10 protein-coding genes are annotated in these 14839 nt (G+C 67.1%); 5 read left to right on the top strand and 5 right to left on the bottom strand.

Going from position 1 to position 14839, the window contains the following annotated elements; genetic code table 11:
* Positions 1–311: hypothetical protein (locus ACILRF_RS09125; RefSeq protein ID WP_395672096.1), on the top strand; the 311-nt coding region annotated here is incomplete at its 5' end.
* Positions 312–383: 72 nt separating this feature from the next.
* On the opposite strand, the gene ACILRF_RS09120 is transcribed toward ACILRF_RS09125, so the two are convergent.
* Positions 384–3035 (bottom strand): TonB-dependent receptor, encoded by a 2652-nt coding sequence (locus ACILRF_RS09120; RefSeq protein WP_395672094.1) that lies wholly within the window; start codon positions 3033–3035, stop codon positions 384–386.
* Between the two features lie 451 nt (positions 3036–3486).
* On the opposite strand from ACILRF_RS09120, the gene ACILRF_RS09115 reads away from it, so the two are divergent.
* Positions 3487–5514 (top strand): tetratricopeptide repeat-containing sulfotransferase family protein, encoded by a 2028-nt coding sequence (locus ACILRF_RS09115; protein ID WP_395672092.1) that lies wholly within the window; start codon positions 3487–3489, stop codon positions 5512–5514.
* Between the two features lie 54 nt (positions 5515–5568).
* On the opposite strand, the gene ACILRF_RS09110 is transcribed toward ACILRF_RS09115, so the two are convergent.
* Entirely contained in the window at positions 5569–7326 is a 1758-nt protein-coding gene (locus tag ACILRF_RS09110; protein WP_395672090.1) for an amidohydrolase, read from the bottom strand.
* Positions 7327–7606: 280 nt separating this feature from the next.
* Here ACILRF_RS09110 and ACILRF_RS09105 point away from each other — a divergent pair, with 280 nt between their 5' ends.
* The 3 genes from ACILRF_RS09105 (at position 7607) to ACILRF_RS09095 (ending at position 12838) form a co-directional block, all read left to right on the top strand.
* Positions 7607–9952, top strand: coding sequence for a TonB-dependent receptor (locus tag ACILRF_RS09105; RefSeq protein WP_395672088.1), 2346 nt, complete (start codon positions 7607–7609; stop codon positions 9950–9952).
* Positions 9953–10092: 140 nt separating this feature from the next.
* On the top strand, positions 10093–12126 hold the full coding sequence (locus ACILRF_RS09100; RefSeq protein WP_395672086.1) for a hypothetical protein: 2034 nt from the start codon (positions 10093–10095) through the stop codon (positions 12124–12126).
* A 10-nt stretch (positions 12127–12136) separates the two neighbouring features.
* On the top strand, positions 12137–12838 hold the full coding sequence (locus ACILRF_RS09095) for a VIT family protein (RefSeq protein ID WP_395672084.1): 702 nt from the start codon (positions 12137–12139) through the stop codon (positions 12836–12838).
* Between the two features lie 246 nt (positions 12839–13084).
* Here the strand turns inward: ACILRF_RS09095 and ACILRF_RS09090 are convergent, their stop codons facing one another.
* The 3 genes from ACILRF_RS09090 to ACILRF_RS09080 form a co-directional block, all read right to left on the bottom strand.
* Positions 13085–13405 carry a 2Fe-2S iron-sulfur cluster-binding protein gene (locus tag ACILRF_RS09090; protein ID WP_395672083.1) on the bottom strand — a complete coding sequence of 107 codons (321 nt, stop codon included), beginning with the start codon at positions 13403–13405 and terminating at the stop codon, positions 13085–13087.
* The gene (locus ACILRF_RS09085) at positions 13405–14628 is read right to left on the bottom strand and encodes an NAD(P)/FAD-dependent oxidoreductase (RefSeq protein ID WP_395672081.1); all 1224 of its coding nucleotides are present in this window, start codon (positions 14626–14628) and stop codon (positions 13405–13407) included. The genes ACILRF_RS09090 and ACILRF_RS09085 overlap by 1 nt, the downstream gene beginning before the upstream one ends.
* Positions 14625–14839, bottom strand: a 215-nt coding sequence (locus ACILRF_RS09080) for an alpha/beta hydrolase-fold protein (RefSeq protein ID WP_395672079.1), incomplete at its 5' end; no start/stop codon positions are given. The genes ACILRF_RS09085 and ACILRF_RS09080, both read right to left, overlap by 4 nt.

The raw sequence follows: 14839 nt of genomic DNA, 5'->3' as shown, positions 1-14839 counted from the left end.
TGCGGTTCGTCCGGCCGCTGCTGCAGGGCCATATGTTCGACAAGCCCGAGACCCTGGCCATGGCGCTGCAGACGCCGCCCTCGGCCAACGGCCAGCTGTCGCACGCCCCGCTGCTCGCCCAGGTCAAGTTCGGAAAGCGCATGTGCTGGAGCCACGGCGGCTTCTGGGGGATCCAGATGATCTACTGCCCGGACATCGACGTGGCGGTGGCGGTGGCGCACAACAACTCCGACGCCCAGGTCCGCGGGGTCTCGAACGAGGTGCTCTCCGCCGCCATCGAGGACATCGCCGCCGCCCGCGCCCGCCGCTGACCCGGCAGGGCGGGCAAAAAGAAAGAGGCCCCGCGGTCGCCCGCGGGGCCTCGATTGCTTCTAGCGGTCAGATTAGAAGCGCTGACCGAACCGCGCCCCGAAGAACTGCGGCTTGATCGGGAAGGCGCGGGACGAGTCCGCACAGATCGCGATCGCGCAGAAGGTGTTGCGGGTCAGGATGCCCCGCTTGTCGAAGGCGTTCTGCAGGAAGACGTCGAACGTCCAGTTGTCGCGGCTGACGCCGGCCGAGAAGTCGAAGGTCGTGAAGCCCTTCGTATTGCCCAGCAGGCTGTTGTTCAGAACGTTCAGGTCCTGGGTCGCGCCCGTCTGGTAGAGCGCCGCGGCCTGGGCGTAGGCGCCGTAGTCGCGGAACTCGGTGTCGTAGCGGATCGAGGTGGTGCCCTTGAACTTCGGCTGCGCGGGCAGGCGGGTGCCGGCCTCGGCCGCGACCTGGGAGGTCGGCGGGTTCACACCCGGAACGAACTGGCCCGGCGTACAGGACGGCAGCTGCGAGATCGTCCGGCTCGTCGCGTCGAACGCGAAGTTGCAGAAGTCCTCGGCCAGCTTGGCGTCGTTGTAGGCGCCGGTCGTCGACAAGGTGAACTTGTCGAGTTTCAGGTCGGCGTCGAATTCGAAACCGTAGACGCGGGCCTTACCGGCGTTGCCGGTCATGATCGCGCCCTGCGTCCCGGCGACGACCACGGTGTACTGAACGTCGTTCCACTCTTCGTAATAGACGGCCGCGTTCAGGCGGAAGATGCCGTTCCACGTCGTCTTCATGCCGAGCTCGTAGTTGGTGAGCTCTTCGGACAGGTACGGATCGACGGTCGCGACCCCGATGTTCCGAATGCGCAGCGGCCGGTTGAAGCCGCCCGGCCGGAAGCCGGTCGAGTAGTTCGCATAGACCATCTTGGTCGGCGTGAGCTGCCAATCCAGGGCGATCTTGTGGGTCTCGCCCTTTTCCTTGTAGCGGCCCGTCTGGTCGGGGGCGGCGAAGTTGGAGTTGAGGCACTGCAGGCGCTCGGCCGGCAACGGCAGCGGGCAGCCCATGGCTCCGGTCGGCACGTAGAAGGACGTCACCGTGTTCCGGGCCGAGGCCGCGACACCGGCGAAGCCGATGTTCTTGTACTCCGTCCAGAAGTAGCGGATGCCGGCGGTCAGCTTCAGGGTCGGCGTGATGTTGTAGTGGCCTTCCGCGAACACCGCCTTGTCCTTCCAGGTCTGGTCGGACTCGATGATGTAGAAAGCGTCGCCCTTAACGGCCGGCGAGCCCTGCACCATGGTGCCGCCCGCGCCCACCGGAATGCCGAAGCCGGCCGGGTTGCTGTCGCCGCCGCCGGATTCGGTATAGCCGGCGATGTTGTCGAGGCCGTGGATGGCGTAGTTGCTGTTATTTTCCTGCTTCATCCACTGGTAGAAGCCGCCGACCGTGACGTCGAACGGCCAGCTCGACGGCGTCGACACCCGGAACTCCTGGGTGAACTTCGGCCGTGACGTGTCGCCGTGGAAGTACTGGACCGGGCTGATCAGGGTGGTGCAGCGTTGCGCCGCGCCGGCTCCCGTGCAGCCGGCCTTGTCGAAGAACTGCAGGTAGTTTTCGTAGCCCGGCCCGAAGCCGTCATAGGCGACGGTGTAGTAGGTGTAGTCGTTCAGCAGCTTGGTCTTGCGGCGGTGCACGCCCGTCGCCGACACGAGGTTCCAGTCGCCGATGTGGCCGTTGATGGCCAGCGAGGCCTGGTACCACTTATCGTCCTGGCGCGTCTTGTCGTAGTCGACCACTTCCAGGTCGCCGACCCGCGGGTCGAAGCCGAAGTAACCGTTCGAGACCTGCCGCTGGGCCGTGATCTGCGGGAGCACTTCCCAGCCCTCGGCGATCTCCCAGCGCAGGGCGAGGCGGCCACCGTATTCCTTGATCGTGTTGTAGTCGTCCTTGGCGATGGAGGCGTTGTTGAGGGCGAAGGACGTCGCGGGGTTCTCGTCGCCGAGGTTCAGGACCGCGGGGGCCCCGGTGTTGAAACGGCCGTTGTTGGGCACGTTGTCCACGTAACCGCCGTCACGGCGATAATAGCCCATGGCGCGCAGGGCGATGTTCTCGCGCACCGGCAGGTTCACGAAGGACTCGATCTGTCCGCCGATGTCGCCCTTGCCGTACTTGTTGGCCTCGAGATTGTAGCCGCCCTCGAACTTGTCGAATTTCGGCTTGTTGGTGATGAAGCGGACCGTGCCGCCGAGGGAGCCGGCGCCGTAGAGGGTGCCTTGCGGACCCGACAGCGCCTCGATGCGCTCCATGTCGTAGACGTGGATATCCGGCGCGCCGGCGCCGTCGGCGGTGATGCCGGTGCCGGTGATCGGGATCTCGTCGAGATAGATGCCGACCGAGCCGTACTGGCCGCCGGCCGGGACGATGCCGCGGAAATAGGTGACCTGACGACCTGGGCCGAGGCCCGCGAAGGACACCGACGGCAGCAGGGTGACGAGGTCGGACAGGCCCTTGACCTGCCGCTCGGCCAGGGTGTCGCCGCTGAGCGCCTGGATGGCGATGGGCACCTTCTGGACATTCTCGGACCGGCGGGTCGCCGTCACGATGATTTCGCCGAGGGCGGTTTCTCCGGCCGCGGCGCTCTGCGCGAACGCCGGGCTGGCGAGCGCCATCGGCGTCAGGACGGTGGTGGCCGCAAGCAGCCCGACGAGGCGCCTGCGCTTGGAGTCGGAATTGGTGATCATGTGGAAAGTTTCCCCCTGATCTTCTGGTCGTTAACCTGGACGGTCCGCTTGGACTTAGGGCGGTCCTTGCTCGGCGACGAACTGCCCTTCCCGCAGTTTCGCCGCCCAATGGAAGATCGCGGAACGATGGTCTTCCGAATTGTTGCAAGCGAGAAAAACGCAAGCTGAACCGTGCGGGAAGGTGACTATCGAGATCAGGGTGGTGTCGATCGAACACCGTCAGATATCCCCGTGTTCTGGTAGGCTCGCGATATTCCTCGCTAAACGAGGTAACGGTGTTCGCTTCGGATGTCGCTTCGAAAACCACAAAGCTGTCGTAGATTGCCGGCCGAGGGGCCTTGGGCAGGTGCGATTGAGGAAGCCGATATGTCGATCCCGCCGCCGACCAGGCCGTTCCCCATCCGAACCGTTGTCGTCTGACCTCATGACTCCACAAAATTCAGCTGCTGCCGTGGGCGGTCCCCGGGCCGTCCAGGCGGAAATCGCCGCCCTGCTGGAGCGCCAGCCGGAAGAAGCGTTGGCCCGCGCCGAGGCGGTCCTCAAGCAACCTGGGCCGCAGCCGGCCGTGGAGTTGCTCGCCTGCCAGGCGCTGCGCCGGCTCGGCCGGAGCAAGGTCGCGTTGCCGCGGCTGGCGGCGCTGGCGAGACAGCATCCCCAGGTGCCGGCGGTGATCTGGGAACTGGCGCAGGCGGCCGGCGACGCCGGCGAGGTGCGCCAGGCGATCGCCGCGCTCGAGGACCTCACCCGTCAGCAACCCATGGTGGCCGGCGGATGGTTCCTGCTGGCGAGGCATCTGCGGTCCGAGGGCCGCGCACAGGACGCCTGGCGCGCCGACCTGTCCGGCGTCCACGCCTCGTCCCGCGATCCCGACCTGTTGCAGGCGGCGGTGGCGATGAACGAAGGCCGGCTCGACGAGGCGGAGGCGATCCTCGCCGCGCGGCTTCAGCGCAACGCCGAAGACCCGCCGGCCATCCGGCTGCTCGGCGAAATACACTGGCGGCGCGGCGACATGACCGAGGCGATGGAGCGCGTCGAGCGGGCCGTCGAACTGGCGCCCGGCTTCGACCTCGCCCGCGACTTCCTGATCCGCCTGCTGATTCAGACCAACCGCCTTCCCGAAGCCCTCGACCATGCCCGGACGCTGTCGCAGTCGCCGATCCAGAGTCCTGGCCACGACCTGATCACCGCCTCGGTCCTGGTCCGCCTCGGCCAGCAGGAGGAGGCAGGGGAGATCTATCAGCGGCTGCTGGCCGCGCAGCCGAACCAGCCGCAGGTCTGGCAGAACTACGGCCACGTCCTGAAGACGCTCGGCCGTCAGGCGGAGGCGGTCGACGCCTATCGCCAGGCCGTGACCCGGCTGCCGACCATGGGCGAGGCCTGGTGGAGCCTCGCCAACCTCAAGACCGTCAAGCTTGGGGCCGAGGACATCGCCGCGATGGAGGCGGCGCTCACCACGCTCGAGCCGCAGGCGGAGCAGCGTCAGGAGGACGTCTTCCACCTGCACTTCTCGCTCGGCAAGGCCTACGAGGACGCCCGCGACTACGCCGCCTCTTTCCGCCACTACGAATTCGGCAACCGCCTGCGCCGGACCATGGTCGTGCACGACCCCGACGCCTTCGCCGCCGAGGTTGCGGCCGCGGCCCGCACGTTCAGTCCCGCCTTCATTTCGCAGGTGGACGAAGGCGGCTGCCCGGCCCCCGACCCGATCTTCATCGTCGGCCTGCCGCGGTCAGGCTCGACCCTGGTGGAGCAGATCCTCGCCAGCCACAGCCAGGTCGAAGGCACGATGGAACTGGCGGAGATGATGATGATCGCCGGCCGCCTGCAGTCGCGGGTCGACGAGGGCGAGTTCCCGGACTTCGCCGCGATGATCGCGTCCCTGACGCCCGCGGCGCGGACCCGGCTCGGTGAGGAATACCTCGAGCGCACCCGGACCCATCGCCAGACCGACCGGCCGTTCTTCATCGATAAGATGCCGAACAACTGGCAGCACGTGGGCCTGATCAAGCTGATCCTGCCGAAAGCCAGGATCGTCGACGCCCGCCGCCACCCGCTCGGGTGCTGTTTCTCGGGTTGGAAGCAGCACTTCGCCCGCGGCCAGGCCTTCTCCTACGACCTGAGCGACATCGGCCGCTACTACCGCGATTATGTGGCGATGATGGCCGCCTACGATGCGGCGGCGCCCGGCGCCGTCCATCGGGTGATCTACGAGAAGATGGTGGCCGACACGCCCGGCGAGGTCCGCCGCCTGCTCGACCACCTCGGCCTGGCGTTCGAGGAAGGCTGCCTGGAGTTCTACAACAACGACCGGGCGGTTCGCACGGCGAGTTCGGAGCAGGTCCGCAAACCGATCTTCACCGACGCGGTCGACCACTGGAAGAACTATGAGCCTTGGCTCGGGCCGCTGGTCGCCGCGCTCGGGCCGGTGCTGGACGCCTACCCCGAGCCGCCGGCGGACTGGACCGCGATCCTCGCCTGAGCCGGCAGAACAGAAAGGATCGGGAGCCGACGCGCGCGCCGGCTCCCGCCGCAATCAGGCCTCGTAGACGGCCCGGCCTTCGGTGAAGGTCTTCAGGATCTTGATCTTGATGATGCTTTCCGGATCCACGGTGTGCGGATCCTTCTCCAACATCACGAAGTCGGCCAGCTTGCCGGGGGTGATGGTCCCCTTCTTGCCTTCTTCGTGGGTGGCGTAGGCGCCGTTGGCGGTGTGGATCTTGATCGCCTCGGCGACCGTCACCTTCTGCCGGGCGCCCCAAACCGAACCGTCCCAACCCTTGCGGGTGACGATGCCCTGGATGCCCATCAGCGGCGAGAACGGCCCGGGGCCGTAGTCCGAGCCGGCCGCCGCGGTGATGCCGGCGTCGACGAACTCCCGGAACGCGAACGTCCGGTCCATGATCTCCTTGCCGTAATAATGGAACTTGTCAGCGTTGTAGTAGAGGTAGGTCGTGAAGGTCGCGGGGACGGCGTCGATGGCCTTGATCCGGCGGATCAGGTCGTCGTTCATCACTGAGCAGTGGGTGATCTTCGGCCGCGCGTTGGGCGTCGGGAACAGCCGCAGCGCGCGCTCGTAGGCGGTCAGGGTCGTGGCGATGCCCATGTCGCCGTTGGCGTGGCAGTTCATCTGGATGCCGGCCCGATGGACCCGCTCGGCCCACGCGTTCAGGTCGTCCTGGGTCTCGGTCATGATGCCGTAGTAGGGCGGGCTTATTCCCGGGTAACCGTTGCTGAGCCGCGCCGTCCGCTCCGAGAACGAGCCGTCGACGACGTGCTCGGCCGTGGCCCCGAGGCGCACCCAGTCATCGCCGAGGCCGGTCCGGATCCGGTTCGTGATCATAGATTCCAGCAGCCGGCCGCTGACCTCGAAGCTGACGCGGTGCAGCAGTTCGCCGTCCTGGCGCAGCTTCTGCAGCGACTGCAGGTCCTCCGGATCGCCAGTGCTCGACTGGGCGCTGGTGATGCCATAGCGCACCAGGGTCTTGGAGAAGTGGGCGTTGCCGGCCCGGGCCCGCTCGACCAGCTGCGCGGGGGTGTATTGCACGCGCTTGCCGGCTTCCTGCATCACGCGGTTGGCCTTTTCCGCGACCCGGCCCGACAGGCCGCTGGCGTCGTGGAAGAACTCGCCGCCCGGCGGGTTCGGCGTGCTGGCCGTGACGCCGGCCATCTCGAACGCCTTGCTGTTGTAGAAGGTGGTGTGCCCCCCGCGGTGCCGCACCGAGACCGGGTGCACCGTCGAGACCTTGTCGAGGTCCTGACGGGTGATCAGCCGGCCGTCCTTGACCTTGGTGTCGTCGTAGAAGCGTCCAGCGACCCAGTGCCCGGGCGGCGTTTCGGCGGCGCGCTTGCGCAGCTTCTCGATGATGCTGTCGATGGTGACGAACTCGACCTCGAACGGATTTCCGACCAGCACCTCGTAGAGCAGCGTCTGCCCGTCGGCGTGGATGTGCGCCTCGTTGAAGCCGGGGACGATGGTCGACGACTGGGCGTCGAGCCGGCGGGTCGAGGGACCTGCATAGCCGAGGATTTCCTGGTTCGAGCCGACGGCGATGAAACGGCCGTTCTTGACGGCGAAGGCCTGGGCCGTCGGCTGGCTGTCGTCGACCGTATAGACCTTGGCGTTGTAGACGATCAGGTCGGGGTGCGGCGTGCCGGCGGCTAGCGCCATCCCAGGCAGACCGGTCAGGACGAGACCCGTCCCGGCGATGAACTCTCTACGACCTTCGTCGAACTTGACGGATGCGCCAGAGGCGCTCGAACCGAAGAGATTCCGACGGGCTTGCGGGCTCATATTATTGTCCTCCCCATGATGCGCGCGCGGTCCCAATGCCGACACGCTGTTCATTTCTATCTCGAGACTACGCGGCAAACCGGCCTCTGAATAGATCGTCGTGATCTCAGATTTCGCTCATCGAGGCGCAAGGATTCTCTAGGTTCCGACAAGTGATCGGCGGTGCAAATGGCGCACCTGTAGGTGCGTCAATTGCTGGCTTGTGGGAAATCCCACGGGCTGCCTACGGTTGAGTAGCGGCTGTTCCTTGCGGTCGATAATCATAATCCGGGGAGTTGAAATGATCGGGAGAAAAGGCGCCCTTGCGTGCGGTGCATGTCTTGCCGCTCTGTTCGGCGGATCTGAAGCGCTGGCTCAATCGACTTCCGATGTCGGAGAGGTCGTCGTCACCGCGACTCGCCGCGCCGAGTTGCTCAGCCGGGTGCCGGTCAGCGCCACGGCCGTCACCGAGCAGGCCATCGACCGCAAGGGGATGCGGACCTTCGAGGACATCGCCCGGCTGACCCCCGGCGTTGAGTTTTCGCGCGGTTCGAACCTGATCTCGATCCGCGGGATCAGCACCAGCGCCGGCGCGGCGACGACGGGCGTCTATATCGATGAGACCCCGATCCAGACCCGGAACATCGGGACCGGCCGCACTAACGGTTCGCCGCAACTGTTCGATGTGGAGCGCGTCGAGGTGCTGCGCGGGCCCCAGGGGACTCTGTTCGGCGCCGGCTCGATGGGCGGCACCGTCCGCTACATCACGCCCCAGCCCAGCCTTACCGACTGGTCCTACTATGGCCGCGGCGAGGTCAACAGCATCCGCAATGGCGACACCGGCTATGAGGTCGGCGCCGCCGTCGGCGGCCCGGTCATCGCCGACAAGCTGGGCGTGCGGGTGAGCGCCTGGCGTCGCCGCTCCGGCGGCTGGATCGACCGGATCGACTACCTGAACAGCACGCCCGCCAACCCGGTCATGCTCGAGAACAACAGCAACTGGGAAGAACACACCATTCTGCGCGGCGCCCTGCGGTGGGAGCCGGTCGACGGCCTGACGATCAAGCCTTCGGTGCTCTTCCAGGAAACCTTCGCGAACAACGCGCCGGTGCTGACCGGCGGCGTCTGGGAGTACTACAGCGATATCAAGAACGGGAAATTCCGGTCGGGGAACAAGCTGCCCTCGCCGGTGAAGGAAAAATACGTCCTGCCGGCCCTCGAAATCGAACGCGACTTCGACGCGTTCAGCCTGGTCAGCAACACGTCGTACTTCCACCGGAACCAGACGACGAACTCCGACTATACGGCCTACCTCGGGGCCGTGTTCGGCTTCGTCAACCAGGCGGGGCCGGCCTTCCAGCGGCTGCCGACCTACTACTCCTATGCCGACGTGGTGAACCAGCAGCGCAACTTCACCCAGGAACTGCGCCTGCAGTCGAACGGGGAGGGTCGCCTGAAGTGGGTGGCGGGCGTGTTCTTCCAGGAGAACAAGCAACGCAGCTACGAGAACATCCACGATCCGCTGATCGCCCCATTCACGCAGATCTTCTACGGCCAGACCGTCATCCAGCGTTACCTGGTGCCGGTGATCGCGCCCGATCTGCGGCTGTACGCCCAGCGGGACTCGACCGATCGTCAGCTGGCGGCCTTCGGCGACCTGACCTTCAACCTGACCGATGAACTGAGCATCAGCGGCGGGCTTCGCTACGCCAAGATGGACTTCAAGTTCCACTCCCTCCAGGAGGGTCCGACCCAGCGCGGCCGAACCGAGTTCGACGGCAATCTCACCGAAAAGCCTCTGACGCCGAAGTTCAACGTCACCTATCAACCCGCAGGCGGCGGACTGATCTATGCGACCGCGGCCAAGGGCTATCGGGCCGGGGGCAGCGTGCGCCCCGCCCCGGCGCTGACCTGCGCCGCCGACTTCGCCGCTCTCGGCGTGACCAGCCTGCCGCCGACCTTCAAGTCGGACTCGGTCTGGAGCTACGAAGTCGGGGCGAAGAACAACCTGGCTGACGGGCGCCTGCGGATCGCCGCCAGCGCCTATCACGTCGATTGGAAGGACATCCAGACGTCGATCGGCCTTCCGACCTGTGGCTTCAACTACGTCGCCAACGCCGGGACCGCCCGCAGCCGCGGCTTCGACCTTCAGGCCGAAGCCCAGGTGACCGATGCCCTGTCGCTGACCCTGGCGGTCGCTCACAACAGCGCCAAGTTCACCTCGACCGTCGACGCGCCGGGGACCATCCCGGGCGTCCGCCGGATCATCGTCTCGGAGGGCAACACCCTGGGCGGGGCGCCGTGGACCGTGGCGCTCTCGGCCGACTACAACTTCCAGGCCTTCGGGCTTCCGTCCTACGTCCGTGGCGACTTCAGCTACGCGGCCAAGAACAAGGGCCGCACCCCCGCCCAGGACCCGCGGACGACGTCCTATGACGCCACCGTCATTCAGCCGCCGGACACCTACATCACCAACGCCCGGGTCGGGGTGCTGGTGAATGACCTGGACCTGTCGGTCTTCGCGGACAATCTCTTCGACAGCCATCCGGTCCTGTCGCGGTTCCACGAGACGCGGACCTCGCCGCTCTACATGCTCTCGACCTTCCGGCCTCGAACGGTCGGCGTCACCGTCACGATCCGTCGCTGATCGCGGCCGCCTGCTCCTCCGTGCATCGGCGCGGGGGAGCGGGTCGACCGTCGCGATGAGAATTGATCTTTCGGTCTTCGTCCTGACACTTGCGATCAACAGGACGTCCGGAAAACGTCCGCAGAAAATCGGTGGGAACGATGAAAACCAGCCTGGGTATCGCCATCGCACTGGCCACGGCGTTGTGCGCCACCAGCTCGCTGGCGGCTCCGAACGACGTGCATTGGCCCTTCACCGGCGCCGATCAGCACTTCAGCCGCTACTCACCCGCCAACCAGATCAATCGGGCCAACGTCAGCGGCCTGAAGATCCTCTGGACCCGGCCAGCCATCGATCCTTCGCTGAGCGCCGAGTTCCCCGTGCTCCAGACCGCCCTGCGCACTGGCCGCAGCGGGCCTTACTTCCGCTCCACCCCGATTGAAGTCGGCGGCGTCGTCTACGCCTCCAACGGCGTCGGCCTGGTGGAAGCCTTCGAGGCCGGCACGGGCAAGACGATCTGGGTGCAAAGGCCGTTTTCCAGCGCCCCGGCCGACCTCGCCGGCGGCGCGCAGCGCGGCGTCGCCATGTGGCGGTCGGGAAACGACAGCCGCATCATCTCCGCGCGGGGGGCCTTCCTCTATTCGCTCGACGCGAAAACCGGCAAGCCGGACACCGCCTTTGGTGAGAACGGCCGGGTGTCCCTCGTCGAAGGCGACCGCCGCGGCGGCGCCAACGGCGCGCCGATCGTGGTCGGCGACGTGATCATCCTGGGCGCCGCTGGAAACGGCCCCGGCGTCGCCGGCCGCGGCGACGACGGCGGCGATCAGATCGCCGCCTATCCGCGCGTCTCCCGCGCCTACGACGTGCGGACCGGCAAGAAGATTTGGGAGTTCAGCCCGATGCCGGCCGAGGGCGATCCGGCCCGCGCCACCTGGGGCGAGGCGGCGGGAATCGCCGGGGCCATGGCGTCCTATGGCCTGATCAGCGCCGACGAGGAGCTGGGCTACGTCTACATCGGCTATTCCGCCCCCAATCCCGGCGGATTCGGCGGTCATCGGCCCGGCGACAACCTCTACGGCGACGCCGTGGTCGCCCTCGACATCAAGACCGGCCGGAAGATCTGGCACTACCAGACCATCCATCACGACCTGTGGGACTTCGATCTCGCCTCGCCGCCGATCCTCGGTGACGTCAAGTCGGGCGGAAAGACGGTGAAGGCCTTGATGATCATGGGCAAGGTGCCGCTGCTTTATGCCCTCGACCGCGTGACCGGCAAGCCGATCTGGCCGATTCCCGAGCGGCCGGTCCCGCCGTCTACCGTGGCGGGAGAGCGAGCGTCGCCGACCCAGCCGATCCCCTCACGGCCCGAGCCGATCGGCCGCCTGGAATTCACTGAGAACGACCTGATCGACTTCACGCCGGACCTTCGCCGGCAGGCCCAGGAGATCGTCAGCAAGTATTATACGATCGGCAAGGCCTTCCAGCCGTCGCCGCTGTGCAGCCGCCCGTCCGGTCCCGACGGGGTGCTGATGCTGCCCGGCTCGGACGGCGGCGGTATGTGGAGCTCGGGCTCCTTCGATCCGGACACCAACACCTACTACACGGTGGTCTCCGACACGGTCAGCGCCCACTGCATGGAGAACCCGACCGCGGCCGACGCCACCTTGCGCTACAAGAAGCGCGGCGACCTGATCCAGCTCGCACCGATGGGCCCGCAGGGTCTGCCGCTGATCAAGCCGCCGTACAGCCACTTCGTCGCTGTCGACATGACCAACGGGCGGGTGAAATGGCGGGTGCCGAACGGCGAGGGCCCGCGCAACAATCCGCTGCTGAAGGGCTTGAACCTGCCGATGCTCGGCAATCCCGGGAAGCCGGCGGTGGCGGTGACCAAGGAGCTGATCTTCGTCGGCGAGGGCGCCTCGACCATGCTGATGGCCCCGGCGCATAGCGCCTACGGCGACAAATTCCGCGCCTACGACAAGCGCAACGGCAAGATCCTTGCCGAGGTGAAGCTGCCGGCCGGCACCTCGGGCGCGCCGATTACCTACAGCGTCGGCGGCAAGCAGATGGTGCTGGTCGCAGTGTCCGGTGCAGCCGGCCAGCCCGACTGGGTGGACAAGAACTGCCCGCCCGCCGATCGCGCTTGCGGCGCCGGCCCGCTGGCCGAACCTGTATGGGTGGCGATGGGGCTTTAGAGGTGGAGACGTGGCGCGGCTGAAAACCCATGTGGAACGGCACAGGGTCTCGCGGGTCGGCTGGCTGCGCGCGGCGGTTCTCGGCGCGAACGACGGGATCGTCTCCACCGCCAGTCTGATCGTTGGGGTCGCCGCCGCCGACGCCACACGCGCCAATGTGCTCCTGACCGGTCTTGCCGGCCTGGTCGCAGGTGCCATGTCGATGGCGGCCGGCGAATATGTTTCGGTCAGTTCGCAGGCGGACAGTGAAGCGGCGGATCTCGCCAGGGAGCGGGTAGAACTGGCGAGTCAGCCAAAGCAAGAGCGTGATGAGATCACGGCGATCTATGTAGACCGTGGGCTGACCCCGGACCTGGCCCGGCAAGTCGCCGAACAGCTCAACGCGGGCGACGCGTTGGCCGCGCATGCCCGGGACGAACTGGGGATTTCGGAGCACTCGACCGCTCGGCCCGTGCAGGCTGCCCTGACCTCCGCCGCCACATTCGCGATCGGAGCCGCCCTGCCGCTCGGCGTCGTGAGTGTCACGCCGATGAAGGTGGTGGTTCCAGCGGTCGCCTCGACGACGTTGATTTTTCTCGGGGCCTTGGGCTGGGTTGGGGCAGGGGCCGGCGGCGCTAACCCTATGCGCCCGGTCGTGCGGGTGGTCTTCTGGGGAGCGCTCGCCCTCGCGGTGACCGCTCTGATCGGGCGAGCGTTCGGCGCGGCGATCTAGCGGCGGCTCGCTGTCGCGGTCACGACCAGGCGCTGGCCCCGGAGGCGGCGCGAAAGCCGATGGCGGTGGGGGCAGTCAGCGGTGAACTTGTCTCCGCCACAAGATGGCTAGATTTATGACTCGAGAAAGCCCTGCGGGTGGCACCAAACATTCCGTGTTAGCGCCGGAGAGATGGTCTCGAGGGCAGCGAGGTTGCCATCCGTCTCCACACACGGCGCCGGTAGCAAGACCATAAAGCCGATCCTCCTAGTGCTGGCTTTCCGGCATCCGGACGATCAGACCATCCAACGCTTCGGTGACCCTGATCTGACAGGACAGTCGGCTGTTGTCCTCGACCGCCTCGGCGAAGTCGAGCATCGACTCCTCCATCGCCGACTGGGTCCCCGTCGCCTCGCGCCAGGCTTCGTCGACGTAGACATGGCAGGTGGCGCAGGCGCAGGCACCGCCGCAGTCGGCGTCGATGCCCGGCACGTTGTTCTTGATCGCGCCTTCCATCACCGACAGGCCCGGCCGCACCTCGACCGTGTGCTCGATCCCGTCGTGTTCGATGTAGGTGATTTTCGCCATCAGGCGGCGACCTCTTTCATGGAAACCGATGGGTCCGCAAGCCGGGCCTTGTCCACCGGGCGGCGGGCGAGGATGAGCTGCTTGCCCATCATGAACTCCGGCGGCGCGTTGATCGCCTCGACCGCCTGCACTAGATCGCCCTTCAGGTGGAAGACGGCGAACCTGCCGCCGGCCGGATCGCCGCGCACCAGCACCTCGTCGACGTCGAAGGCGTAGCCGGCGATCTGCAGTTTCAGGTCGTACTGGTCGGACCACTGCCAGGGACACTCGCCGGCCGGGGCCGACTTGCCGGTGATGGCGCTGGCCGCCTGCTTGGCCTGCTCCAGGGCGTTGGGCACGCTTTCCATGCGGAACATGCGGTCGTAGATCGGCATCGGCCGGTGGGCGACGTCGCCGATGGCGAAGATGTCGGGATCGGAGGTGCGGGCGTTCAGGTCGACGACCACGCCGCGCGCCGTCTCCAAGCCGCAGTCGGCCGCCAGCTCGTCGTTCGGCGCCGCGCCGACGCCGACCACCGCGACGTCGCACGCCAGCACGCGGCCATCGGCCAGGGTGACGCCGGTGACGTGGCCGGCCTCGCCCTCAAAGCCGATGACGCTGGCGCCCAGTTCGAAGCGGACGCCGTTCTTTTCGTGATAGCCCTGGAAAAAGTCGGACAGCGCCTCGCAGGCCACCCGCGCCAGAAGCCGCGGCTCGCGCTCCAGCACCACGACCTCGGCGCCGAGCGCCCGGCCGGACGCGGCGACCTCCAGTCCGATATAGCCGCCGCCGACCACCGCCAGCCGCTTGCCCGGGCCCAGCGCCTGTTTCAGCGCCTCGGCGTCGGCCGCGGTGCGCAGGCTGGTGACGCCGGAAAGGTCAGCGCCGGGGATCGGCAGGGTCAGCGCGCGCGCGCCCGTGGCCAGGATCAGGGTGTCGTAGGAAATCTCGGACCCGTCGGCCAGGTGGACGAGCTTCGCGCTTCGCTCCAGCCGCGCGACCCGGACGCCGGGCCGGAAATCGATGCCGTGCTCGCCATAGAATTCGACCGGCCGCAGGGCCAGGGAGTCGGCGTCGGCCTCGCCCTTCAGCCAGGCCTTGGACAGCGGCGGCCGCTGGTAGGGCGCGATCGGCTCCTCGCCCAGCAGGACGATGGGGCCTTCGAACCCATACTGCCGCAGCAACGCCGCCGCCGTGCCGCCGGCATGGCCGGCGCCGACGATGACCACCTGTCCCGCGCTCATGCCGCCAGGGACAGCCGCTCGGCATGCCACGCCAGATGGTCGGCCATGAAGGTCGAGACGAACGAATAGCTGTGGTCGTAGCCGGGCTGGCGGCGCAGAGTCAGCGGGATGCCGGCTTCGGCGCAGGCCGCCTCCAGCAGCTCCGGCTTCAGCTGGCTCTCCAGGAAGCTGTCGGCCTCGCCCTGATCGACCAGCAGCTCGGCGACCCGCG

Origin of the sequence: Phenylobacterium sp., assembly GCF_044236515.1 — a bacterium.
GTDB lineage: Bacteria > Pseudomonadota > Alphaproteobacteria > Caulobacterales > Caulobacteraceae > Phenylobacterium.
This window is presented reverse-complemented; position numbering and strand designations above follow the sequence as displayed.